This is a genomic window from Pseudomonas sp. MIACH, assembly GCF_001269925.1.
In the GTDB taxonomy this organism is placed as follows: Bacteria; Pseudomonadota; Gammaproteobacteria; order Pseudomonadales; family Pseudomonadaceae; genus Aquipseudomonas.
In genome coordinates, this window is the sequence record NZ_LHVO01000031.1 from 59,515 (window position 1) to 82,379 (window position 22,865).

General features: G+C 56.0%; 21 protein-coding genes. All 21 read left to right on the forward strand.

Features of this window, described 5'->3' with window-relative positions:
* Positions 1-20: 20 nt before the first annotated feature.
* The 21 genes from AD670_RS12785 to wecB all read left to right on the forward strand — a co-directional run bounded on the left by AD670_RS12785 (position 21) and on the right by wecB (position 22,862).
* Positions 21-2,231, forward strand: a complete 2,211-nt coding sequence (locus AD670_RS12785) for a bifunctional prephenate dehydrogenase/3-phosphoshikimate 1-carboxyvinyltransferase (RefSeq protein ID WP_053132465.1) — start codon at positions 21-23, stop codon at positions 2,229-2,231.
* Positions 2,228-2,917 carry a (d)CMP kinase gene (gene cmk, locus AD670_RS12790; protein ID WP_053132468.1) on the forward strand — a complete coding sequence of 230 codons (690 nt, stop codon included), beginning with the start codon at positions 2,228-2,230 and terminating at the stop codon, positions 2,915-2,917. The genes AD670_RS12785 and cmk overlap by 4 nt, the downstream gene beginning before the upstream one ends.
* A gap of 120 nt (positions 2,918-3,037) precedes the next feature.
* Positions 3,038-4,723: a 30S ribosomal protein S1 gene (gene rpsA / locus AD670_RS12795; RefSeq protein WP_027604177.1), complete on the forward strand. Its 1,686-nt coding sequence runs from the start codon at positions 3,038-3,040 to the stop codon at positions 4,721-4,723.
* Between the two features lie 151 nt (positions 4,724-4,874).
* Complete coding sequence (locus tag AD670_RS12800; RefSeq protein WP_053132471.1) at positions 4,875-5,159, forward strand: hypothetical protein; 285 nt, start codon at positions 4,875-4,877, stop codon at positions 5,157-5,159.
* A gap of 131 nt (positions 5,160-5,290) precedes the next feature.
* Complete coding sequence (ihfB, locus tag AD670_RS12805; protein WP_053132474.1) at positions 5,291-5,593, forward strand: integration host factor subunit beta; 303 nt, start codon at positions 5,291-5,293, stop codon at positions 5,591-5,593.
* A gap of 19 nt (positions 5,594-5,612) precedes the next feature.
* On the forward strand, positions 5,613-5,858 hold the full coding sequence (locus tag AD670_RS30880) for a LapA family protein (protein ID WP_082340964.1): 246 nt from the start codon (positions 5,613-5,615) through the stop codon (positions 5,856-5,858).
* A gap of 792 nt (positions 5,859-6,650) precedes the next feature.
* Positions 6,651-7,964 (forward strand): UDP-N-acetyl-D-glucosamine 6-dehydrogenase, encoded by a 1,314-nt coding sequence (gene wbpA / locus AD670_RS12810; protein ID WP_053132575.1) that lies wholly within the window; start codon positions 6,651-6,653, stop codon positions 7,962-7,964.
* 17 nt (positions 7,965-7,981) lie between these two features.
* Complete coding sequence (wbpB, locus tag AD670_RS12815; RefSeq protein WP_053132477.1) at positions 7,982-8,932, forward strand: UDP-N-acetyl-2-amino-2-deoxy-D-glucuronate oxidase; 951 nt, start codon at positions 7,982-7,984, stop codon at positions 8,930-8,932.
* A 7-nt stretch (positions 8,933-8,939) separates the two neighbouring features.
* Complete coding sequence (gene wbpD, locus AD670_RS12820; protein ID WP_053132479.1) at positions 8,940-9,524, forward strand: UDP-2-acetamido-3-amino-2,3-dideoxy-D-glucuronate N-acetyltransferase; 585 nt, start codon at positions 8,940-8,942, stop codon at positions 9,522-9,524.
* Entirely contained in the window at positions 9,521-10,612 is a 1,092-nt protein-coding gene (locus AD670_RS12825) for a DegT/DnrJ/EryC1/StrS aminotransferase family protein (RefSeq protein WP_053132481.1), read from the forward strand. The genes wbpD and AD670_RS12825 overlap by 4 nt, the downstream gene beginning before the upstream one ends.
* A gap of 205 nt (positions 10,613-10,817) precedes the next feature.
* Positions 10,818-11,957 carry a DegT/DnrJ/EryC1/StrS aminotransferase family protein gene (locus tag AD670_RS12830; RefSeq protein ID WP_218187625.1) on the forward strand — a complete coding sequence of 380 codons (1,140 nt, stop codon included), beginning with the start codon at positions 10,818-10,820 and terminating at the stop codon, positions 11,955-11,957.
* The gene (locus AD670_RS12835; RefSeq protein WP_053132483.1) at positions 11,947-12,450 is read left to right on the forward strand and encodes an acyltransferase; all 504 of its coding nucleotides are present in this window, start codon (positions 11,947-11,949) and stop codon (positions 12,448-12,450) included. Before AD670_RS12830 ends, AD670_RS12835 begins: the two co-directional genes overlap by 11 nt.
* Before the next feature lie 3 nt (positions 12,451-12,453).
* Entirely contained in the window at positions 12,454-13,410 is a 957-nt protein-coding gene (locus AD670_RS12840) for a Gfo/Idh/MocA family protein (RefSeq protein WP_053132486.1), read from the forward strand.
* Positions 13,407-14,375, forward strand: a complete 969-nt coding sequence (locus AD670_RS12845; RefSeq protein ID WP_053132488.1) for a dTDP-glucose 4,6-dehydratase — start codon at positions 13,407-13,409, stop codon at positions 14,373-14,375. The genes AD670_RS12840 and AD670_RS12845 overlap by 4 nt, the downstream gene beginning before the upstream one ends.
* Before the next feature lie 207 nt (positions 14,376-14,582).
* Complete coding sequence (locus tag AD670_RS12850; protein ID WP_053132490.1) at positions 14,583-15,383, forward strand: NAD(P)-dependent oxidoreductase; 801 nt, start codon at positions 14,583-14,585, stop codon at positions 15,381-15,383.
* Positions 15,380-15,895 carry a DapH/DapD/GlmU-related protein gene (locus AD670_RS12855; RefSeq protein WP_053132492.1) on the forward strand — a complete coding sequence of 172 codons (516 nt, stop codon included), beginning with the start codon at positions 15,380-15,382 and terminating at the stop codon, positions 15,893-15,895. Before AD670_RS12850 ends, AD670_RS12855 begins: the two co-directional genes overlap by 4 nt.
* A 40-nt stretch (positions 15,896-15,935) precedes the next feature.
* Positions 15,936-17,234, forward strand: coding sequence for a glycosyltransferase (locus AD670_RS12860; protein ID WP_053132494.1), 1,299 nt, complete (start codon positions 15,936-15,938; stop codon positions 17,232-17,234).
* Positions 17,227-18,687: an oligosaccharide flippase family protein gene (locus AD670_RS12865; protein WP_053132496.1), complete on the forward strand. Its 1,461-nt coding sequence runs from the start codon at positions 17,227-17,229 to the stop codon at positions 18,685-18,687. The genes AD670_RS12860 and AD670_RS12865 overlap by 8 nt, the downstream gene beginning before the upstream one ends.
* An 84-nt stretch (positions 18,688-18,771) precedes the next feature.
* Positions 18,772-20,613, forward strand: coding sequence for an asparagine synthase (glutamine-hydrolyzing) (gene asnB / locus AD670_RS12870; RefSeq protein ID WP_371263181.1), 1,842 nt, complete (start codon positions 18,772-18,774; stop codon positions 20,611-20,613).
* 20 nt (positions 20,614-20,633) lie between these two features.
* Positions 20,634-21,758: a glycosyltransferase gene (locus tag AD670_RS12875; protein WP_156338227.1), complete on the forward strand. Its 1,125-nt coding sequence runs from the start codon at positions 20,634-20,636 to the stop codon at positions 21,756-21,758.
* A 24-nt stretch (positions 21,759-21,782) separates the two neighbouring features.
* Complete coding sequence (gene wecB, locus AD670_RS12880) at positions 21,783-22,862, forward strand: non-hydrolyzing UDP-N-acetylglucosamine 2-epimerase (protein ID WP_053132505.1); 1,080 nt, start codon at positions 21,783-21,785, stop codon at positions 22,860-22,862.
* Positions 22,863-22,865 lie beyond the last annotated feature (3 nt).

Consider the following 22,865-nt stretch of genomic DNA (forward strand, 5'->3'; position numbering starts at 1 on the left):
CATTGCAACCTGCTGTGCCTATGATCGGTCGCCTGGTGGTGGTGGGTTTGGGCTTGATCGGTGGCTCCTTCGCCAAGGGCCTGCGCGAAAGCGGGCTATGCGGCGAAGTGGTCGGTGTGGACCTGGACCCGCAATCGCGCAAGCTGGCGGTGGAGTTGGGTGTGGTGGATCGCTGTGAGGCGGACCTGGCGCTGGCATGTCAGGGGGCTGACGTCATTCAGCTCGCGGTGCCGATCCTGGCCATGGAGAAACTGCTGGCGGTATTGGCCGGCATGGACCTGGGGCAAGCGATCCTGACGGATGTCGGCAGTGCCAAGGGCAATGTGGTGCGTGCGGCGCAATTGGCTTTTGGCGGTATGCCTGCGCGCTTCGTGCCCGGCCATCCGATTGCCGGTTCCGAGCAGAGTGGCGTGGAGGCGTCCAATGCGCAGCTGTTCCGCCGCCATAAAGTGATCCTGACGCCGCTGGAGCAAACCGATTCAGCCGCGCTGGCCGTGGTGGATCGTCTCTGGCGTGAGCTGGGGGCGGACGTGGAGCATATGCAGGTCGAGCGCCACGACGAAGTGTTGGCGGCGACCAGCCATTTGCCGCATTTGTTGGCATTCGGCCTGGTGGACTCCTTGGCCAAGCGCAACGAAAACCTTGAGATTTTCCGTTACGCCGCCGGTGGCTTCCGCGATTTCACGCGGATTGCCGGCAGCGATCCGGTGATGTGGCACGACATCTTTCTCGCCAATCGCGAAGCGGTGTTGCGCACCCTGGACACCTTCCGCAGTGACCTCGACGCCTTGCGCGACGCAGTCGATGCCGGGGATGGCCATCAATTATTGGGCGTGTTCACCCGTGCGCGGGTCGCACGTGAGCATTTCAGCAAGATCCTGGCTCGCCGGGCCTATATGGAATCTGCTGTGAGCGCCGATGAGTTGACCTTTATTGCCAGTCCGGGCGGCCGCTTGAGCGGGCGTATCCGGGTGCCGGGGGATAAGTCGATCTCCCATCGGTCGATCATGCTGGGCTCGTTGGCTGACGGTGTGACCGAGGTCGAAGGTTTCCTGGAGGGCGAAGATGCTCTGGCAACCTTGCAGGCGTTTCGTGACATGGGCGTGGTGATTGAGGGGCCGCACCATGGGCGCGTGACCATTCATGGTGTGGGATTGCACGGCTTGAAGCCGGCGCCGGGGCCTATCTACCTGGGTAATTCCGGTACATCCATGCGCCTGCTGTCGGGTTTGTTGGCGGCGCAACGTTTTGACAGCGTATTGACCGGCGATGCTTCCCTGTCCAAGCGCCCGATGAATCGCGTGGCCAAGCCATTGCGGGAAATGGGGGCGTTGATCGAAACCGGGCCGCAAGGGTGTCCGCCGCTGACCATTCGTGGTGGCCAGACGCTGAAAGGCCTGGCTTATACGCTGCCGATGGCCAGTGCCCAGGTCAAATCCTGTCTGTTGCTGGCGGGGCTGTATGCCGAAGGTAAAACCGCAGTGACCGAGCCTGCGCCGACCCGCGACCATACCGAGCGTATGTTGCGCGGTTTTGGTTATCCTGTTGTGGTGGCGGGTGCTACCGCGTCGGTGGAATCGGGCCATGTGCTGACGGCTACCCATATTGAAGTGCCGGGGGACATCTCATCTTCGGCATTCTTCCTGGTGGCTGCTTCGATTGCCGAGGGTTCCGAGCTGTTGCTGGAGCATGTCGGCATAAACCCTACTCGTGCCGGGGTGATCGATATCCTGCGGCTGATGGGCGCCGATATCACTCTGGAAAACCAGCGCGTAGTCGGTGGCGAGCCTGTCGCTGACCTGCGTGTGCGTGCTGCTGCGCTCAAGGGTATCGAGATTCCAGAAGCGCTGGTGCCCTTGGCCATCGATGAGTTTCCGGTGTTGTTCGTCGCGGCGGCCTGCGCTGAAGGCCGGACTATTTTGCGTGGCGCTGAGGAGTTGCGCGTCAAGGAGTCTGACCGTATCCAGGTCATGGCCGACGGTCTGCTGGCGTTGGGAGTGAAGTGTGAACCGACCCCCGATGGGATTATCATTGATGGTGGCCTGATGGGCGGTGGTGAAGTCCATGCCCATGGTGATCACCGGATTGCCATGGCGTTCAGTGTGGCTTCCCTGCGGGCAGTTGCGCCGATTCGTATCCATGACTGCGCCAATGTTGCTACGTCTTTTCCGAACTTTCTTACACTGTGTGCCCAAGTCGGCATGCGTGTTGCCCAAGAGGCTCAATTGTGAATATCAAATCACCGGTGATTACCATCGACGGGCCAAGCGGCTCGGGCAAAGGCACTATCGCCGGCATCCTGGCCAAGCGCCTGGGCTGGTGCCTGCTGGATTCTGGCGCGTTGTATCGTCTGCTGGCTTTTGCTGCGCGTAACCACGGCGTCGACCTGACCAACGAAGAGTCCCTGAAGCTGCTGGCCGCGCACCTCGATGTGCAGTTCGTCGGCGCGACGGAAGGTCATCCCCAGCGCATCATCCTGGAAGGGGATGATGTGACCGACGATTTACGTAATGAGCAGGTCGGCTCCTGGGCCTCGCAGGTTGCCGCGCTGCCGGCTGTGCGGGATGCGCTGCTGCAGCGTCAGCGCGCTTTCCAGGAGCCACCGGGCCTGGTGGCCGATGGCCGAGATATGGGCACGGTCGTGTTTCCTGAGGCGCCGTTGAAGATTTTCCTGACCGCCAGCGCCGAGGAACGGGCTCGCCGCCGTTACTTGCAGTTGAAGGGCAAAGTCGATGGTGTTAGTCTGTCGAGTCTGCTAGATGAGATCCGTGCACGCGATGAGCGTGATACCCAGCGCGCAGTAGCCCCGCTCAAGCCGGCGGCTGATGCCATACAGCTGGACTCCACGGAGTTGTCCATCGAGCAGGTGCTGGAACGCATCTTGAGTGAAATCGCCATTCGCGATATCGCCGGGTGATCAAGAAGGCCGCAGGGGACCAGTCATAGTCCTGCGGTGGCTTCTTTTAACTGAAACTGACCCACACCGTCTGGGGTGTGGAGATGGGCGTATTCTTCGCCCTTATCAACAGGAATTAAAATGAGCGAAAGCTTTGCGGAACTCTTTGAAGAAAGCCTAAAAACCCTGAACCTTCAGGCAGGCTCCATCATCACCGGTGTTATCGTTGATATCGATTACCAAGCTCGCTGGGTAACCGTTCACGCTGGTCTGAAGTCTGAAGCTCTGATCCCGCTGGAACAGTTCTACAACGATGCTGGCGATCTGACAATCAATGTCGGTGACGAAGTTCACGTTGCTCTGGACTCGGTTGAAGACGGTTTCGGTGAAACCAAGCTGTCCCGTGAAAAAGCCAAGCGCGCTGAATGCTGGATTGTTCTCGAAGCAGCCTTCGCAGCTGAAGAAGTGGTCAAGGGCGTTATCAACGGTAAGGTTAAAGGCGGCTTCACTGTCGACGTTAACGGCATCCGTGCGTTCCTGCCAGGTTCTTTGGTCGACGTTCGTCCTGTGCGCGACACCACGCACCTGGAAGGCAAAGAACTCGAATTCAAGGTCATCAAGCTCGACCAGAAGCGCAACAACGTTGTCGTTTCCCGTCGCAGCGTCCTGGAAGCAGAGAACTCCGCCGAGCGTGAAGCTCTGCTGGAATCCCTGCAGGAAGGCCAACAAGTCAAAGGTATCGTCAAGAACCTCACCGATTACGGCGCATTCGTCGATCTGGGTGGCGTCGATGGCCTGCTGCACATTACCGACATGGCTTGGAAGCGTATCAAGCATCCTTCCGAAATCGTCAATGTTGGCGACGAGATCGATGTCAAGGTTCTGAAATACGATCGCGAGCGCAACCGTGTTTCCCTGGGCCTGAAGCAACTGGGTGAAGATCCATGGGTTGCTATCAAAGCCCGTTACCCAGAAAGCACTCGCGTAACCGCGCGTGTTACCAACCTGACCGACTACGGCTGCTTCGCAGAGCTGGAAGAAGGCGTGGAAGGCCTGGTACACGTTTCCGAAATGGACTGGACCAACAAAAACATCCACCCTTCGAAAGTCGTACAAGTCGGCGACGAAGTGGAAGTTATGGTTCTGGACATCGACGAAGAGCGTCGTCGTATCTCCCTGGGCATCAAGCAGTGCAAATCTAACCCATGGGAAGATTTCTCTGGCCAGTTCAACAAGGGCGATAAAATCTCCGGCACCATCAAGTCGATCACCGATTTCGGTATCTTCATTGGTCTGGACGGCGGCATCGACGGCCTGGTTCACCTGTCCGACATCTCCTGGAACGAAGTTGGCGAAGAAGCTGTTCGTCGTTTCAAGAAGGGCGACGAGCTGGACACCGTTATCCTGTCGGTTGACCCAGAGCGCGAGCGCATCTCCCTGGGTATCAAGCAACTGGAAAGCGATCCGTTCTCCGAGTACGTTCAAGAGAACGACAAAGGCGCCATCGTTAAAGGCACTGTGAAAGAAGTTGACGCCAAAGGCGCCATCATCGTTCTGGCCGACGATATCGAAGCGACTCTGAAAGCCTCCGAAATCAGCCGTGACCGCGTTGAAGACGCGCGCAACGTTCTGAAAGAAGGCCAGGAAGTAGAAGCCAAGATCATCAGCGTTGATCGCAAGAGCCGCGTGATCCAACTCTCCATCAAGTCGAAAGATGAAGTGGAAGAGAAAGAAGCAATCCAGAGCCTGAAATCGGCTCCGGAAGCTGCAACAGGCGAGACCACCATGGCCTCCCTGCTGCGCGAAGCAATGGCTAAGCAGAACTAAGTTCTGTAAGGCTGAAAAAAAGGGCGACTTCGGTCGCCCTTTTTTATGCCTGAAATTCGTTGAATCCACGCGCAAGAACCAAGGGTTAGGGCTTGGTGTCAGAGCTGACTATAGTGTTGATAAGAGCCACCCCGTGTTATTAAGGATTTCAATGAAAAGGCTTATCGTAGTGCTCGCAGTGGTATTGCTTGCAGGCTGTGCCGCTACCAGCGCCAAAACTCACGTCAAGCGCGGTGTCAGCGGCATTGAGGTTGACTGCTCGGGGCTTGGCGGCAATTGGGAGAAGTGCGAGAAGCGCGCCGCCCGCGAATGCAAGATGCGGGGCTATAAGGTCATCACCAGGTCCAGCGACGCCAAAGACGAAGAGGGTGATTACTTGTTCGGTTGGAACCCTGCTGGAGCAGTCACTCGTACCATGCTTGTGATCTGCAATTGAGTGTGTTGATCGCTCATGGCGGTGGTTATTCAAACGGCAGATAAGTTGATGTGTGGGCTGTTCAAAATCATCAAGTCATGCTAAAACCTTCGAAGCGCTTTTCCTAGCTGCTTGAAAAAGAAGGGAAAAATATGACGAAGTCGGAGTTGATCGAACGAATTGTCACCCATCAAGGGCTGCTTTCATCCAAGGATGTAGAGCTGGCTATCAAGACCATGCTTGAGCAGATGTCCCAGTGCCTGGCGACCGGCGATCGGATTGAAATTCGCGGGTTTGGGAGTTTTTCGCTGCACTACCGTGCTCCGCGGGTAGGGCGTAATCCTAAGACTGGGCAGTCAGTCAGCCTGGACGGTAAGTTTGTCCCTCATTTCAAGCCGGGCAAGGAGTTGCGGGATCGGGTGAATGAGGATGAGGAAGATGAAGGTAGTCTGTGATCGTAGTTTGGAGGATTAGATGAGTAAAATCAGGCAATTTGTTGAAATCGCGCTGCTCATTTTGGTTGTCGCCGTCGTGATTGTATTCACTCTTGAAAATGATCAGCGTGTAAGTCTTGTTTTCTTTACTTGGTCGACGCCTCAAGCTCCAGTTGCAGTCTATGTTGTCTTGGCTCTGTTGATAGGTTGCTGTCTCGGTCCTGTTATCAGCTCGTTAACACGTCTGCGTTCAAGGCGTGCAGCGAAAGCGCGCATTCAGAGCTAACACGCTGGTGTTGGGGGCTTCAGCTATTGGTCTTTGAAAGTTGGATTTTATTTGGCTGGATTGGTCTTTTTTGTATGCTCAATGAATGTGCTCTTTCTTGCCGGTAGGGTTTTAGGTTTTTCTTATTTGAGTGTTGACCCGTGAGTGCAACGCTTTTCGGGTTATGGCAGTTTGGATATCTAATTCAATGGTTTCGCATTAAGTGACGTTGTGCGTTGGCGAAATTGTTTGTGGAATATTTGTCTCTGTGCCGCATCAATGAGTCGTGGGGGCGGAACTGCTAAGAGGTCAGGCTCAGTAATGGGTTTGTAGTCTCTTGAAAGCCTGTCTGCGTCCTCCTGTCGTGTGTCGAGTCGTCAGCCCTGTTGGAAATTTTGCCCTGGTCTATACTGGAAGGCGCTTTGCCGCTGCGACATTTCGTAGCGGAAGGCAGGGGTTGCATGAGCTTTTTGTGAGAAAAATCATAGGCTTTTTAGAGGTGGGCACGGTTGGGAAGCGTCAATACGTTGCCTGGATTTGCTCGCTGTAACGCCATGATTACAAGTATTTCTCTCCGATGCTGTTGTGGAATCATCAATTTGGCTACAGCTATGCCGGGAGAATAACGGCATAATGTGCCCTTTGATACATTGCCCAAGGCGTATGCGCTTACGCTGTCTCGCAGGTGGGTCAATCCCAATTGGCGGCGTTTTGAGTGGGGCGTATGAAAAAGAGAGCCTCAGCATCGGGTTGTGATTCCCGGGATAGTTGATGTGTTGATCGTTCCAGAATTAGCTAATGGAGTTTTACCTGATGTCAGGCATCAAGCAGTCAAGTGTTGACAGATTTAAGAACAAAGAAGCCCTAATTGGTATTGTCGGATTGGGGTATGTCGGTCTGCCCCTGATGTTGCGTTATAATGCCATTGGCTTTCGTGTATTGGGCATCGACATTGATGAGGCTAAAGTCTCTCGGTTGAATGCTGGTCAAAGTTATATCGAACATATTCCTGCTGAAAAAGTTCAGAGCGCCCGTCAAAGCGGTTTTGAGGCTACCACCGCATTTGAGCGCGTGAGCGAATGTGATGCCTTGATACTGTGTGTTCCAACTCCCCTGAACAAGTACCGTGAGCCGGACATGAGCTTCGTGATTAATACCACGGAAGCCATTAAGCCTTACTTGCGCGAAGGTCAGGTTGTTTCGCTTGAAAGCACCACCTATCCGGGGACGACTGAAGAAGAGTTGCTTCCGCGTGTTGAGGGTGGTGGTTTGAAGGTGGGTGAGAATATCTTCCTGGTTTACTCGCCAGAACGGGAAGATCCGGGTAATCCAAACTTTGAAACCCGTACTATTCCGAAAGTAATCGGTGGGCATACTCCTGCATGCCTTGAAGTCGGCATCGCCCTGTACGAGCAGGCAATTGACCAAGTGGTGCCGGTGAGTTCTACCAAGGCCGCTGAAATGACCAAGCTGCTGGAAAATATCCACCGCGCGGTGAATATCGGCCTGGTCAACGAAATGAAAGTTGTCGCTGATCGGATGGGCATTGATATTTTCGAAGTGGTCGACGCAGCGGCAACCAAGCCTTTCGGCTTCACGCCTTACTACCCTGGTCCAGGTCTCGGTGGGCACTGCATCCCCATCGATCCGTTCTACCTGACCTGGAAGGCCCGCGAGTATGGCCTGCACACGCGTTTCATCGAGCTCTCCGGCGAAGTCAACCAAGCCATGCCCGAGTACGTAGTCAGTAAGCTGATGGACGGCCTCAATAACAACAGCAAGCCGTTGAAAGGCAGCAAAGTGTTGGTGCTTGGTATCGCGTACAAGAAAAACGTGGACGATATGCGTGAGTCCCCCTCCGTGGAAATCATGGAGTTGCTGGAAGCCAAGGGTTGTATCGTGGCTTACAGTGACCCGCACGTTCCGGTGTTCCCGAAGATGCGCGAGCACCACTTCGACTTGTCCAGCGAGGCGCTGACCGCAGAAAACATTGCGGGCTTCGACGCCATTGTCCTGGCGACTGATCACGACAAATTCGATTATGAGCTGATTCGCCAGCACGCACGATTGGTGATCGATAGTCGCGGCAAGTACCGCACCCCTGAAGCCCATATCATCAAAGCCTGATTGCTGGAGTGTTCCCTTTGAAACGTTTCGCCCTTATCGGCGCTGCCGGTTACATCGCCCCTCGGCATATGCGCGCAATCAAAGACACCGGTAACGAGTTGGTGTCGGCCTATGACATCAATGATTCCGTGGGGATCATTGACAGCCTGTCTCCGCAGAGCGAGTTTTTTACCCAGTTCGAGCGTTTCAATGAGCACGCCTGGCAGCTCAAGCGCGATCCGGCCACCGCCTTGGATTACGTCGCAGTCTGCTCGCCCAATTATCTGCATCACTCGCATATCGCGGCCGGCTTGCGCCTTGGCTGCGATGTGATTTGCGAGAAGCCGCTGGTTCCCACGCCTGAAATTCTCGACGAATTGGCCTTGGTCGAGCGCGAGACGGGCAAGCGCGTTTACAACATCCTGCAACTGCGTCATCACCAGGCAATTCTCGACCTGAAAGAGAAGGTTGCCCGTGAGTCTCGCGACGGCAAGTACGATGTAGAACTCACCTATATCACTTCGCGTGGCAAGTGGTACATGGAGAGCTGGAAGGGTGATCCGCGCAAGTCGTACGGCATCGCGACCAATATCGGCGTGCACTTCTACGACATGCTGCATTTCATCTTTGGCAAGTTGCAGCGTAACGTTGTGCACTTTGCCAATGATTACAAAGCAGCTGGCTACCTTGAATACGAGAACGCCCGTGTGCGCTGGTTCCTGTCCATTGATGCCGATGACTTGCCGGATTCTGTCAAGGGCAAAAAGCCAACCTATCGCTCCATCACGGTTGATGGCGATGAGATGGAATTTTCCGAAGGCTTTACCGACCTGCATACCACCAGCTACCGGGAAATCCTCGCCGGCCGTGGCTATGGCATCGAAGACGCGCGTCACTGCGTCGAAACCGTAAATACCATTCGTTCGTCCGCCATCGTTACGCCGCAGAACGGCGAGGGCCACCCTTTTCTTGCAACCCTGAGTCGCTGAGGCAGGCATGAATTATCAAGTTCACCCTTCCGCAATTGTCGATGAAGGCGCGCAGATCGGTGACGACTCGCGGGTGTGGCATTTCGTGCACGTTTGCAGTGGCGCACGTATTGGCAGGGGCGTGTCCCTCGGGCAGAACGTCTTTGTTGGTAACAAGGTGCTTATCGGGGACAACTGCAAGATCCAGAACAACGTTTCGGTCTACGACAACGTGACGTTGGAAGAAGGTGTGTTCTGTGGACCGAGCATGGTGTTTACGAATGTCTACAACCCGCGCTCTCTGATCGAACGCAAGAGCGAGTATCGCGACACCCTTGTCAGAAAAGGCGCCACCCTGGGCGCCAACTGCACGATCGTCTGTGGTGTCACCATCGGTGAGTATGCTTTCGTTGGCGCCGGCGCGGTGATCAACAAGCCGGTACCCGCCTATGCCTTGATGGTGGGCGTGCCCGCTCGGCAAATCGGCTGGATGAGTGAGTTCGGCGAGCAATTGGACCTGCCGCTGGAAGGCGATGGGGTTGCGATCTGCGAGCACAGCGGTGCTCGCTACCTACTGAGCGGTAAAACGCTGGTCAAGGAGGCCGGGCAATGATCGAGTTTATTGACCTCAAGATCCAGCAAGCCAGGATCAAAGACAGGATCGACGCCGGTATCCAGCGTGTCCTGGCGCATGGCCAATACATCCTTGGCCCGGAAGTCGCGGAGCTCGAAGAGCGCCTTGCCGCATTTGTTGGTGCCAAGCATTGCATCACCTGTGCTAATGGCACCGATGCCTTGCAGATTGCCCTGATGGCCTTGGGCGTAGGCCCTGGCGATGAAGTGATCACACCGGGCTTCACCTACATCGCTACTGCAGAAACCGTTGCGCTGCTGGGCGCCAAGCCTGTCTATGTCGACGTTGACCCGCGCACCTACAACCTAGATCCGGCGTTGCTGGAGGCGGCAATTACACCGCGTACCAAAGCGATTATTCCGGTTTCTCTGTACGGTCAGTGTGCGGATTTCGACCCGATCAATGCCATCGCGGCCCAACACGGCCTCCCGGTGATCGAGGATGCAGCGCAGAGTTTTGGTGCAACCTACAAAGGGCGCCGATCCTGCAATCTGACAACCATTGGGAGCACGAGCTTTTTCCCGAGCAAACCACTGGGTTGCTATGGTGACGGCGGTGCGCTCTTTACCAACGACGATCAGTTGGCTGTTGTCATGCGGCAAATCGCCCGCCATGGCCAGGATCGCCGTTACCATCACGTGCGTGTTGGGGTGAACAGTCGTCTGGATACGCTGCAGGCGGCCATCCTCTTGCCCAAGTTGGAAATATTCGCCGAAGAGTTGGCGTTGCGGCAAAAGGTCGCTGAACGCTACAGCCAGCTGCTCGCAGAGGTCGGCATTACTGCGCCCTTTGTAGAGACATTCAACACCAGTGCCTGGGCGCAGTTCACCGTTCAGGTCGATGCGCGGGACAAGGTCCAGGATCAACTGAAGGCGTTCGGCGTACCCACTGCGGTGCATTATCCGATCCCTCTCAACCGCCAGCCGGCCGTGAAGGATGATAGCGCCGAGCTACCAGTTGGTGATGCAGCCGCCTCGCGGGTCATGAGTTTGCCAATGCATCCCTATCTCGATGAGGCGGCAACGCAGTCCATTGTCCAGGCGTTGGGCAATAGCCTGGGGGAGTGAGTTCCGGTGGTCGGGCTTGACTGTCAGGGGTGGGCTTACCCTGATACTGCTGGATTACATATCTTATTGATTTTAAAAGTTTTTAGCTTAAATTCCTCCAGGCGTAAATTGTCGGTAAACGGCACCTGGAGGGGGTGACACTAGTTATGAGATTGGCCCGGATTGCTGATAAAGTGGCGGCCATTTTTGGGCTTATCTAAGGAGATTGAAAATTAACGTTCCCTTCATTGATCTCAAGCGCTTTGAGCCTGGGTTCCACGCCGCGCTGATGGAAAAATTCCACGCGATGACCATCAACGCACAGTTCATCGGTGGTGCTGAAGTCGCTGCCCTGGAGTCACGCTTGCAGTCGGATTTGCAGGTGGCTCATGCCGTGAGCTGTGCAAACGGCACGGATGCTCTTCAGCTGGCCCTGCGTGCAGTGGGCGTGGGGGAGGGGGACGTGGTACTGGTTCCGAATGTGACCTTCTGGGCGACCTTCGAAGCGGTCGTCAATGTAGGCGCAAAACCAGTCACCATTGATGCTGACATCACTGATGGAGGCGTCGATTTTGCTGCGTTCGAGCAGGCCATTCGCGAGGCATCGCCCAAGGCTGCGATCATTGCCCACCTGTATGGCTGGGGCAGTGCGCGCCTGCAGGATCTGCGTGATCTGTGCAAAAAACACGCTGTATGCCTGATCGAGGACGGTGCTCAATCGTACGGTGCTGAATTCGCGGGTGAGCCGATCTGCAAGGGGGCGTTCATTTCCACTACCTCCTTCTACCCAGCCAAGGTTCTTGGTGGTGCGGGCGACGGCGGTGCAGTGTTTACCGATGACGCGGCGCTTGCCGACAAGGTTCGACGTCTCGGTAATCACGGGCGCACGGCTCATTACGGGTACGGCGACGTGGGCTGGAATTCGCGCCTGGATTCGCTGCAGGCGGCGTTCCTCAATTTGTCCATCGGGCATATCGAGGAACGCCTTGCGTCCCGTCGCAAGGCGGTCGCCTTTTACCGAGACGCTCTGCCTTCGACTGGCATCGAGCTGATGTCGGCCCCGGCCGCATACACAGAAAATGGTTACTGCAATGTCTGCCTGGTGCCTGACGCGGATACCAAGCTCGCCCTGGAGTCTGCACTCAAGGCGGCCGAGATCGGTTTTGCAAACATCTACCCTGGCGTCATGTCCAGCCAGCCAGGCGCCGCCGCCTATATCAAAGGGCACTTCGGCGGCCAGGTCGGCGAGCGACTGTGTGCATCGGTGCTTAACTTGCCGCTGTTCCCGTACATGACCGATGAGGAGCTGCAACGCGTGGCGTCCGTGGTCCGTGCAACGCTGGCCGGAGGCGATCATGGCAAATGATGTCTACATCCATCCGACCGCGAACGTCTCGGACAAAGCCAGTATTGGCCAGGGCACCAAGGTCTGGATCAACGTACAGATCCGCGAAGATGTGGTGATCGGAGCAGGGTGCATCCTGTCCAAGGATGTCTATGTCGATCACGCGGTGAAAATCGGCGATCGCTGCAAGATCCAGAACAGCGTCTCGGTCTATAACGGCGTAGAGATCGGTGACGATGTCTTTGTTGGCCCCAATGCTTGTTTCACCAACGACAAAGTGCCACGCGCATTCAACGCCGATTGGTCCATCACACCGACCTTCGTGCATAACGGTGCCAGCATCGGTGCCAATGCGACCATCGTCTGCGGGATTACCATTGGTGAGTACGCCATGGTCGCCGCCGGGAGTGTCGTCACCAAGGATGTTGCACCTTATACCCTGGTCATGGGGAATCCTGCTCGTGCGGTCGCCAAGATCGACAGGGAAGGCAATCGAGTTTCCGGAGACGTTTGAGATATGTTTGAAGAAGTGCTCAAGGTAGGCCTGATTGGCCTGGGGAATATGGGGCGCAATCACTTGCGCGTGCTGTCCCTGCTCAAAGGCGTGGAACTGGCCTTTGTCGCCGATGCGAACGCTGCCGTGGCAGCTCGTGCTGGCGAAGCGCACGGCATACCCGGGGTGGTTGACCCAACCCCGTTGCTCGCAAACGTCGACGCGGTGGTGATTTGTACCCCGACCGTGACCCACGCCGATTACATCCGCCTGGTAGCCGCTCAGGTGAAGAATATCTTCGTCGAAAAGCCCCTTGCTGCGACCTTGGAGGAGTGCGATGAAGTCGCAGCTTTCGCCAAGGACAACAACCTGAATATCCAGGTCGGCTTCATCGAGCGCTTCAACCCAGCAGTGCAGGCGCTGAAGGTGGTCCTGGAAAAAAGCGAGCAGATCATCAGTATCGACTTCACGCGGACCAACAAAGTGAGCTCGCGTATCACCGATGTTGATGTCGTCACCGACCTGATGATTCACGACATTGACCTGGCGCTGTACCTCAACGGCCCGGCAAAGTCCGTGGCTGCTCACGGTTTCGCGCACGGGAGCATGATCGATTTCGCCTCAGCGTTGATTACCCATGAAAACGGCCGCTTCTCAAGAATTCAGGCGAGTCGCGTAACCGACAAGAAGAAGCGCCAGATCGAGGCTACTTGCACCGACATGTTTGTCGACTGCGATCTGTTGCGTAAGGAAATCATCATCAACCGTCAGTCTGAGACCCAGCAGGGCGGCGTATTGCCCTACACCATCTCTGCGATTCAAGAGGCAGTTGCGGTGCCTCCTCAGGAAGCCCTGTTGTCCGAGCTGCAAGCCTTCATGGCGAGCTGCCGGCAGCCATCCTCGGTCAGCGTGCCGGGTGTCGATGCAGGTGTTGAGGCAATGAAAATTTGTGCAGTGATTCAAGCGGCGGTGCAAGCATGACTATTCGGGATGATGTGCGGGGCAAGACGATCCTTGTCACCGGTGGTGCTGGCTTTATTGGCAGTCACCTTGTGGACAAGCTGCTGGTCGAAGGCGCAGCGCATGTTGTCGTGATCGACAATCTGTTTGTCGGCTCGGAAGACAATCTGGAGGAGGCTCTCGCGACTGGCAAAGTCACCTTTTATCGCGACGATGCGGAATTCAACACCAGTCTGGAATACATCTTTACCAATCATTCAATTGATATCGTCTTCAATTGCGCGACCAAGGCGCTGAATTATTCGTTCCTGAACCCGGCCAACGCTTTCGATACCAACGTGCGCGTGACGCTTAACCTGTTGGAGCTGCAGCGCCGGGGCCTGTTCAAGACGCTGTGTCATTTCTCCACTTCGGAAGTTTACGGCTCTGCTGTTTACGAGCCGATGGACGAAGCTCATCCACGCAATCCAACCACCACGTATGCTGCGGGTAAAGCTGCTGCCGACCTGGCAGTGGAAAGCTATGTACGGATGTTTGAGCTGGATGCCTTCATCGTGAGGCCGTTCAACAACTACGGGCCACGCCAGAACTACAAGGGCATGCTCGCCGGTGTGATCCCGATTACCGCCATGCGCTTGCTGAAAGGCGGTACGCCTGAGATTCATGGCGAGGGTACTCAGAGCCGCGATTTCATCTATGTGCAGGACACGGTAGATGCCGTTGTGAAGCTGTACTCCGTGCTGCCGTCGGGTGAGACCGTCAACATTTCCACCGACAATCAGATTTCCATCACGGAGCTGATTGAGCGTATCTGCAAAGCTTTCGACTATAGCGGTGAGATCCTGCGCAAACCGGGACGCCATTCGGATGTGCTTTGCCACAATGCCAGTAACGAAAAGGTAAAGGGCCTTATCCAGTACTCTCTGACGCCGTTCGATAAAGGCCTGGCGGACACCCTGGCCTGGTACAAACAGCGCATCGACTAATAGGGTGTAAGCCTTGATTCAGGTTGGCGGATGCTGATTTATCTTGCCCCTCATGCGTATTCAAGCCTGAATTGGTTCTAGCGTATGTAACGTCTGGGTGAGCCAATACCGGGTTTGAAATTAGTCGTAGGCGTGTCAGTTTCAGCGGGCAACCTGGACGGTACAGAAACACGGTATTGGCTGGTCTGGTTTTATCAGGTGTTAAATATGAATGTTGGAATCGTAGGCGCAAACGGATTTGTCGGCGGTCACCTGGTCTCTAGACTGACTGCCGAGGGGCATCAGGTTCGAGCCTACGGTCGCAGCGATATTGATCTTGTCATTCCGGAGTCATTTGGCTGCCTTGAGGATCACGATGCGGTGATCAACTGCGCCGCTTATGTGGGGGCGGATCGAGAAAAGCTGTTCACCGTAAACGTACAGGGGATCATTAACCTGTGTGCGATGTTGCAGGCGCGCGCAACACCCCCTTATTTGCTCAATGTATCCAGTGGCGCTGTATACGGCTATTCGGATGGCCCGGCGGTGTTCGATAGTCCGGCAGCCCCTGTGGGTGATTATGCTTTAAGCAAGTACCTCGGGGACGAGGTCGTCCGCCTGCATTATCGAGGGCCATCTGCAGTTGCGCGTTTGTATTACCCCTACGGTGAAGGTCAGTCCCGGGAGCGCCTGATGCCAAGGTTGATCCAGCGCATCCTGAACCGCGAGCCGATTGATATTTCGATTCATGCTTCGTGCCCGCTCATCAACCCGCAACATATTGATGACCTGTGCGATCAGCTCTGTGCAATGACGCTAGGGCGAGTCGAGGGCGTGCATGTGTTGGGTGGAAGCGAGATCGTCAGTATTCAGGAGATTGCGCTGCTCGCGGGGCGGATTCTAAATATTGAGCCTGTTTTCAATCATGTAGACGGTGCTAAATCCAGTATGTATTGCAAAGGACGGGGTGCTATTTCCCTGGAGTCCGGACTGGGTCGTTTAATCGACAGTATTCGAGGTGGGCAATGAAAGCATATCGATCAGAAGGGCCAGGTACTCCTGACCTGAGCAAGTTTGCGCGTGTAGGGACGAATGTCATTATTGAAGATGGCGTCCGGGTCTTTCACCCGGAAAATATCGAGCTTGGGGATAATGTCTACATCGGTCACGACACGATCTTGAAAGGTTATTACAAGGACAAGATTGTTCTAGGAAACAATGTGTGGATTGGCCAAGGCTGTTTTCTGCATGGTGCCGGCGGCATTGAAATCGGTGACTGCGTGGGTATAGGCCCAGGGGTGAAAATCCATGCGGCGTACCACGAAGATAGCGGGCGTGACGTACCTATCATGTTTCAGAGCTTGAGCTTTGCCAAGGTTGTCATTGAAGACGATGTAAACATTGGTATTGGCGCAATCATCATGAACGGCGTAACCGTCAGCAAGGGCAGCAAGGTGGGAGCAGGTGCCGTCTTGACCAAGACCTTCCCTGAATACTCTGTCGTCGCTGGTGTTCCGGCCAAGTTGATTCGCAGCCGATGATTACGATGCTCTCCTGCTCAAGTCTCATCCCGGAGGTGGTATGAGGGTTTTGATCGGCCCGGTAGAAATCGCCGGTGTTGCCAAAGGTCTGGCCAAGGGCTTTGCCGAAAATGGCATCTCGGCTGACCTGGTGTTGGAGAGCAGGCATATCTTTTCCTACGGCGGGGCGCGTGACTCGTGGCTGATCCGTGCCTGGCAGGCAATCGGTGCGCGTCGGGCCGCGACACAATCACGTCAATTGTTGCGCAAGATCTTTTACGTACTGCTGCACAAAGCCTGGAGCTGGCTGGTTTTTCTAGGGTCGGTTTTTTGCTACGACGCTTATATTTTCCTCTACGGTCGTACGTTAACGGACTCTCATCTCGAACTGTTTTTGCTCAAGGCGTTCAGGAAGAAAGTGGTGTTCATTAACGTGGGCAGTGACTTCCGTCCCCCTTATCTGGATGGGTCTGTTTATCCCTGTGTGCCAGAGTCGCCTGATTTTCATAAATTGGGACGGGTGGTCAAAACCCTGAAAAAGCGTATCGCCCTGCATGAGCGTTACGCTGACTTCATTGTCAGTTCGCCGAGCAGTTCCCATTTCCATGAGCAACCCTTTATAAACTGGTTCTCTATGGGCGTGCCGGCTGCCTTTGATGCGCCTGGTGGTATTGATGCAAAGCCCGCAGCGGGAAAAGTGACGATTTTGCACAGTCCCTCAAGTCCCCTGGCCAAAGGCAGCCAGAGGATAGGTGAGGTTATCGATGGGTTGATCGCCCGGGGGCATCCGATCGAGTTCATCAAGCTCCAGGGTGTCAGTAATCAGGAAGTACTCAAGCAGTTGGCCCATTGTGATTTCGTTGTGGATCAACTGTATTCGGACATCCCGCTTGCCGTTTTTGGTTCCGAGGCGGCTCGTTTTGGTAAACCTTGTGTCATCGCAGGCTACATGGCCGAGCATGTCTCCCGTTATATCCAGGCCGAAGACGTGCCACCCAGCTTGTACGTGCTACCGCAGGATCTGGAATCCGCTATAGAGAAGCTGGTTTGCGATCCCGAGTACAGGATGGCGTTGGGCCGGCGTGCGCAGCTTTTCGTTGAAGAGCGCTGGTCGTGTGCGGTCGTTGCCAGGCGTTACCTGGATCTTCTTGAGGGCGTTCCTCGCGCAGAATGGTGGTTTGACCCTGCGAACATTGACTACGTCGGCGGGTGTTGCGCCCCCGATTCTCATGTGCGTTTTCTGGTAAATGGCGTAGTCGATCAGTTGGGTGTCAGCGCTTTGGCAGTGGGGGATAAACCAGTCCTGGAGCGCGCGCTTCTGGCGTTGGTCAAGGGCGAGGATCAAGTCCCCAATGCTTAAGGCGATTTTGCGTGACAGCCTGATCTACGGTCTGGCCTCCGTCCTGTCCCGAGGGTTGGCTATCTTTCTGCTGCCACTCTACACACGGGTACTCTCGACCGGCGATTACGGGGCTTTTGACTTGCTCATCACCCTGGGCGCGCTGGTGAATCTAACCGTTGCGCTGGAAGTGTCGCAGGGGTTGGCGCGTTACTGGGGAGACATAAAGGAACCCTCCGAAAGGCGCACGCTGGCCAGCACGACCTTTTGGTTCACGCTGGGCATGTACAGTGTGTTTCTGCTGGCGGGCCTGTTGGCTTCGTCGCGCCTGAACCTGTTGGTGCTCGGCGACGCGGCGTACCTCGACACCTTTCGCCTTGGCCTGGGTTTTATCACCATCAATGGCATTTACTATTTGCTGCTCAACCAGTTTCGCTGGGAGCTGCGCAGCAAGGCTTATGCCATGGTCAGTTTCGGCTATGCATTGATGACATTGGCTTTTGCCGTGGTGTTCTGTCTGCTGCTTGGCAAGGGGTTGGAAGGGGTGATGCTTGGCCAGCTACTGGCCGCGTTGTGCTCAACACTGATCTGTCTTTGGCTTCTACGCACCACATTCGGCTTTTCCTTCGATGTTGAAAGGCTCGCGGCGATGCTGAAGTTCTCCATGCCGTTGGTTCCGGCCGGCCTGGCGGTGTTTGTCAGCCTGTATATCAACCGCGTTGCGCTGATGCATTTTGGCTCACTGCAGGACGTCGGCCTGTTCGGTATTGGCAGCCGTGTCGCGGGCCTTTCCGCCTTGCTGCTGCTCGGTATCCAGGCCGCACTGACGCCACTGGTCTACCAGCATTACCGGGAACCGGAGACACCGGGACAGATTGCCCGGTTATTCAGCTGGTTTGTTGCTGTAGCGCTGGCCGGCTGCCTGTTCCTGGCGGTGTTTGCCCGCGAGCTCTTGACTGTGTTCGCAACCGCGGATTATCTCGGAGGCGCCTCGCTGGTTGCCTTCCTCGCCCCCGCGTTGCTTCTGTCTCAGATGTATATTTTTGCGCCGGGCATCGCCATCCAGAAAAAAACCATCTGGCAGCTGTGGGTAACGCTGCTGTCAGCGGCGGTCAGTGCCGGGGCCAACTGGCTGCTGGTGCCGTTGTGGGGCGTTTACGGGGCTGCAACGGCGACACTTCTGGCCGCGCTGGTGTTCTTTGTGGCCTGGCTGTTGGTCAGTCAGCGCCTCTATCGGATTCCCTATAACTGGCGTGCCTGCGCGTCTGGCGTGGTGGCCTTCATTATTTGTGCCTGGGTGAGCGCGCAGCTGGATCAATGGGATCTCTATTTGCCGCTGACCCTGATGTTGAAATCGTTGCTGTTGATTGCACTGTCCATTGTCGTGGTGGCGAGTGGCCTGCTGCCACTTGCAGATATTCGTGCGCTGTTGCTGCAGGTTCGCCAGCGTGTCGGTCGACGGTCTAATGTGTGATTCGGCAGGCTTAACCTTGTTTCTGGAGATTGGATAGCCATGTGCGGTATTGCAGGGGGATGGTGGCCGACACGGTCATCCTTGGTGGATGACAGCCTGGCCAGGGCGCTCGACGCCATGCGCCTACGGGGGCCGGATGACCGGGGGTACGAGCTGTTCGAGGCGGCAAACGCCGTCGTCGGCCTGGGACATACGCGCCTGTCGATCATTGATCTGTCATCGGCTGGGCATCAGCCGATGCATTGCGCTGAGGGGGCGCTATCGATCGTTTTCAATGGCGAGATCTACAACTACCGCGAACTGCGCGAGGAACTCCGCTCGCTCGGGCACCCCTTTGTTTCCGACTCTGATACCGAAGTGCTGCTGGCCGCATGGAAGCAGTGGGGCAGAGCGTGCCTGCCACGCCTGACGGGCATGTTCGCTTTTGCGGTGTTTGACCGGGTAGCGGCGACGCTGACGTGCGTGCGTGACGCGTTTGGCATCAAACCCTTCTTTTATAGCCAGGAACAAGGTGCGTTCCTGTTCGCCTCGGAAGTGGCGGCGATCAAAGCGTTGAAGCGCGAAAAGGCGACTCTGGACTGGCAGCGTGCCTACGATTATCTGGTTCACGGCGATTATGAAAGTGGTCCCGGCACCTTTTTTGAGGGGGTGTTGAACCTGCTGCCAGGGCATGTGCTTACGGTTGACCTCAAGACTGGCGCGCTCAGCGACCCGCTACGTTGGTGGGCCCCCTCGATCAAAGAGCGCAGCGACCTGAGCTTCGCGGATGCCACGGAGCGTGTCCGAGAAACCTTTCTACAAAGCATCCGCTTGCACCTGCGCAGTGATGTCGCGGTCGGCGCGGCGTTGTCCGGCGGCATCGACTCCTCTGCTGTTGTGTGTGCCATGCGTCATGTCGAGCCAGACGTGCCGATCAATACCTTCAGCTACATTGCGCGGGGCAGTGATGTAAGCGAAGAGGTGTGGGTTGATCGAGTCAATGAACATGTGGGCGCGGTCCCCCATAAAATGGTGGTCAGCGCCGATGAACTCGCGCGCGACCTCGATTCCATGATCCTGGCTCAGGGCGAGCCTTTCGGTAGCACCAGTATTTACGCCCAGTATCGGGTGTTTCAGCTGGCGAAAGAGCAGGGCGTTACCGTCACGCTGGACGGTCAGGGCGCTGATGAGATGATGGCCGGTTATAGCGGTTATCCAGGTCAGCGCCTGCGAAGTCTGATCGAGAAGGGAAAACTGGGCGAAGCCTGGAGTTTTCTTGATGAGTGGTCCAAGTGGCCAGGTCGCAGCCGGATGGGCGGGGCCAAGCGATGCGTCGCTGAAATGACCCAGGGCACGTTGAACCAGGTGCTGCGCTCATTGAATGGCATGAACGCATTGCCCGCCTGGATCAAAAGTGAGCCGCTTGCCGAGCGCGGCATTGTTCAGCGTTTTCCGCTGCAGCGCTCTGACGTGACCGAGTCGGGTCGCCGTGTGGTTGCCGAGCTGGCACTCTCGTTGACGCGCCGTGGATTGCCCGCTTTGCTGCGTCATGGCGACCGCAACTCGATGCGTTTCTCGGTTGAAAGCCGGGTACCTTTCCTGACGCTGGATATGGTGAATCTGTTGCTGTCGTTGCCAGAGTCCTACCTGATCTCGCCGAAGGGCGAGACGAAGTCCGTGTTTCGTGCCGCCATGCGCGGTATCGTGCCCGATGACGTCCTGGATCGCCGCGACAAGATCGGCTTTGCCACTCCTGAACAGGTTTGGTTGACATCGATGGTGGATACGATTCGCAGCTGGCTGCGAGTTGATCTGCAGTTGCCGTTTTTCGACCAGGCAGAGGCGTTACGTGAGTTTGAGTTGATCATGGCGGGCAAAAAGCCTTTTACCTGGCAGGTCTGGCGTTGGATTAACTTCTGTCGCTGGCACAGTCATTTTATTGCTTGATATTGGATCAAGGTTTTACTTTGAAAAGCATACTGATAATTTCTTTTTCCGTTATTCATAGCGATCCTCGGGTCATGCGTCAGGTTCGCCTGCTCGAATCTGATTACCAGGTGACTGTTGCCGGTTATGGCCAAAAGGCTGATGCGAATATACGTTTCGTAAACCTTGAGAAATCACCCGCGAGCCTGCCGAAGAAGCTGTTTTGGGCGGCCAAGCTGCTGGCCGGTGCGTTTGAAAGCTACTACTGGAATCAGCAACAGGTCCGCAGCGCCCAGGCACTGCTCAGTGCCAGCAGTTTTGACCTTATCATTGCCAATGATCTGTCCAGTGCGCCGTTGGCGTTGAAGTTGGCGGGTGCTACGCCAGTGCTGGTGGATGCGCACGAGTACTCGCCTCGGGAATTCGACGATAAATGGGCGTGGCGGTTGCTGTTCGGTCGTTACAACCACACGCTTTGCCAACGCTACCTGCCGTTGGCCGCGGGCATGGTTACCGTGTGCCAGGGCATTGCCGACGAGTATGGGCGTGTCTATGGGGTTCAACCGGTGGTTGTTCATAACGCGCCACTCGATCAGAAACTGGCGCCATCGCCTGTCAATGAACACCAGGTTCGTCTGATCCACCATGGCGCCGCCATTCGGTCTCGTCACCTGGGCGTCATGATCGAGATGATGCAGTACCTGGATCAGCGCTTCAGTCTGGATTTCATGCTGATGGAGTCGGATGCGGCTTACATGAAGGAGCTGCGCCAGGCTGCCAGCGCAGACGCGCGGATCAGGTTTATCGAGCCCGTACCGATGCCGCAGATATGCCAGGCGCTCAATGGATATGACATGGGCGTCTATCTGCTCCCACCGGTCAACTTCAACCATGAGCATGCGTTGCCCAACAAGTTCTTTGAGTTTGTGCAGGCCCGTCTCGGGGTTGCCATCGGCCCTTCGACTGAAATGGCTACGCTGCTGAACAAGTATCGCTGTGGTGTGGTTGCTGACTCTTTTACCGCCCAAGCGCTGGCCGCCTCCATGAATGCGCTCAGCGCTGAAGATATCGCTGAATTCAAGCAAGCGTCGCATCGCGCGGCCAGTGAACTCAATTACGAGCATGATGGAAAGGTTCTGCTCTCGGAAATCACACGGCTGCTCTGAACACCGTCATTTATGAGTGAATTTATGAAAATTGTTACCGTCGTCGGTGCTCGCCCTCAGTTCATCAAGGCCGCTACTGTCTCCCGTGCAATGGTTGAGCAAGGCGACTGCGTCGAAATCATGATCCATACCGGACAGCATTTCGACGCAAATATGTCGGATGTTTTTTTTCAAGAACTGGAGATCCCTAAACCGGCCTACAGCCTCGGGGTGGGAGGCGGGAGTCACGGGCAGAACACCGGGCGCATGATTGAAGCCATTGAGGCTGTGCTGATCAAGGAGTGTCCGGATGCGGTGCTGGTCTACGGGGACACGGACTCCACCCTGGCCGGCGCGCTGGCGGCCGCCAAGTTGCACGTCCCCATTGTTCATGTCGAGGCGGGGCTTCGTTCCTTCAACCGGGCCATGCCTGAAGAAATCAACCGCAAGTTGACTGATCACCTCAGCGATTTGCTCTTGACCCCTAATCAGCAGGGTATCCAGAACCTGGCGCAGGAAGGTATCACCGGTTCGCACGTCATCAACGTGGGTGACGTGATGTTTGATGCAGCCTTGTACTTTGGGGCAAGAGCCGACGAGACCAGCAAGATTCTTCAGACGTTGTCACTGGCCCCAAAAGCGTATTGGTTGGCGACCGTGCATCGGCAGGAAAATACCGACGATCCACTGCGTCTGCAGCGCATCTTTGATGGCTTGTCCCGGTCCCCGCTGAAAGTCGTCCTGCCCTTGCATCCGCGGACCCGCAATCGCCTCGCTGATCAAGGGATAGTCATGCCCGAGAACATCCTGATAGTGGAACCGCTTGGGTATATCGACATGGTCATGCTTGAGAAGCATGCCGCGCTGATCGTCACTGACTCCGGTGGTGTGCAAAAAGAGGCGTATTTTCATCGGGTGCCCTGCCTCACGTTGAGAGATGAGACTGAGTGGCTGGAACTGATCGATATGGGCTGGAACCGCCTTGCTTCGCCACTGAACGACGATTTTTTCAGCGCATTTGAACAGGATTACCTGCCGGGCACGGCAGATGGCGAGCCTTACGGTGACGGTCAGGCCGCTGGCCGGGTTGTTCAATCACTTCGCCTCGTTTCAGGCCAGAGGTAGTTC

Coding starts and splice junctions, on each gene's coding strand:
- AD670_RS30880 (WP_082340964.1), top strand. CDS start 5,613: ATGAGTAAAATCAGGCAATTTGTTGAAATCGCGCTGCTCATTTTGGTT.
- ihfB (WP_053132474.1), top strand. CDS start 5,291: ATGACGAAGTCGGAGTTGATCGAACGAATTGTCACCCATCAAGGGCTG.
- AD670_RS12865 (WP_053132496.1), top strand. CDS start 17,227: ATGCTTAAGGCGATTTTGCGTGACAGCCTGATCTACGGTCTGGCCTCC.
- AD670_RS12855 (WP_053132492.1), top strand. CDS start 15,380: ATGAAAGCATATCGATCAGAAGGGCCAGGTACTCCTGACCTGAGCAAG.
- AD670_RS12845 (WP_053132488.1), top strand. CDS start 13,407: ATGACTATTCGGGATGATGTGCGGGGCAAGACGATCCTTGTCACCGGT.
- AD670_RS12840 (WP_053132486.1), top strand. CDS start 12,454: ATGTTTGAAGAAGTGCTCAAGGTAGGCCTGATTGGCCTGGGGAATATG.
- AD670_RS12850 (WP_053132490.1), top strand. CDS start 14,583: ATGAATGTTGGAATCGTAGGCGCAAACGGATTTGTCGGCGGTCACCTG.
- rpsA (WP_027604177.1), top strand. CDS start 3,038: ATGAGCGAAAGCTTTGCGGAACTCTTTGAAGAAAGCCTAAAAACCCTG.
- AD670_RS12825 (WP_053132481.1), top strand. CDS start 9,521: ATGATCGAGTTTATTGACCTCAAGATCCAGCAAGCCAGGATCAAAGAC.
- AD670_RS12860 (WP_053132494.1), top strand. CDS start 15,936: ATGAGGGTTTTGATCGGCCCGGTAGAAATCGCCGGTGTTGCCAAAGGT.
- AD670_RS12785 (WP_053132465.1), top strand. CDS start 21: ATGATCGGTCGCCTGGTGGTGGTGGGTTTGGGCTTGATCGGTGGCTCC.
- AD670_RS12835 (WP_053132483.1), top strand. CDS start 11,947: ATGGCAAATGATGTCTACATCCATCCGACCGCGAACGTCTCGGACAAA.
- wecB (WP_053132505.1), top strand. CDS start 21,783: ATGAAAATTGTTACCGTCGTCGGTGCTCGCCCTCAGTTCATCAAGGCC.
- wbpD (WP_053132479.1), top strand. CDS start 8,940: ATGAATTATCAAGTTCACCCTTCCGCAATTGTCGATGAAGGCGCGCAG.
- AD670_RS12800 (WP_053132471.1), top strand. CDS start 4,875: ATGAAAAGGCTTATCGTAGTGCTCGCAGTGGTATTGCTTGCAGGCTGT.
- wbpA (WP_053132575.1), top strand. CDS start 6,651: ATGTCAGGCATCAAGCAGTCAAGTGTTGACAGATTTAAGAACAAAGAA.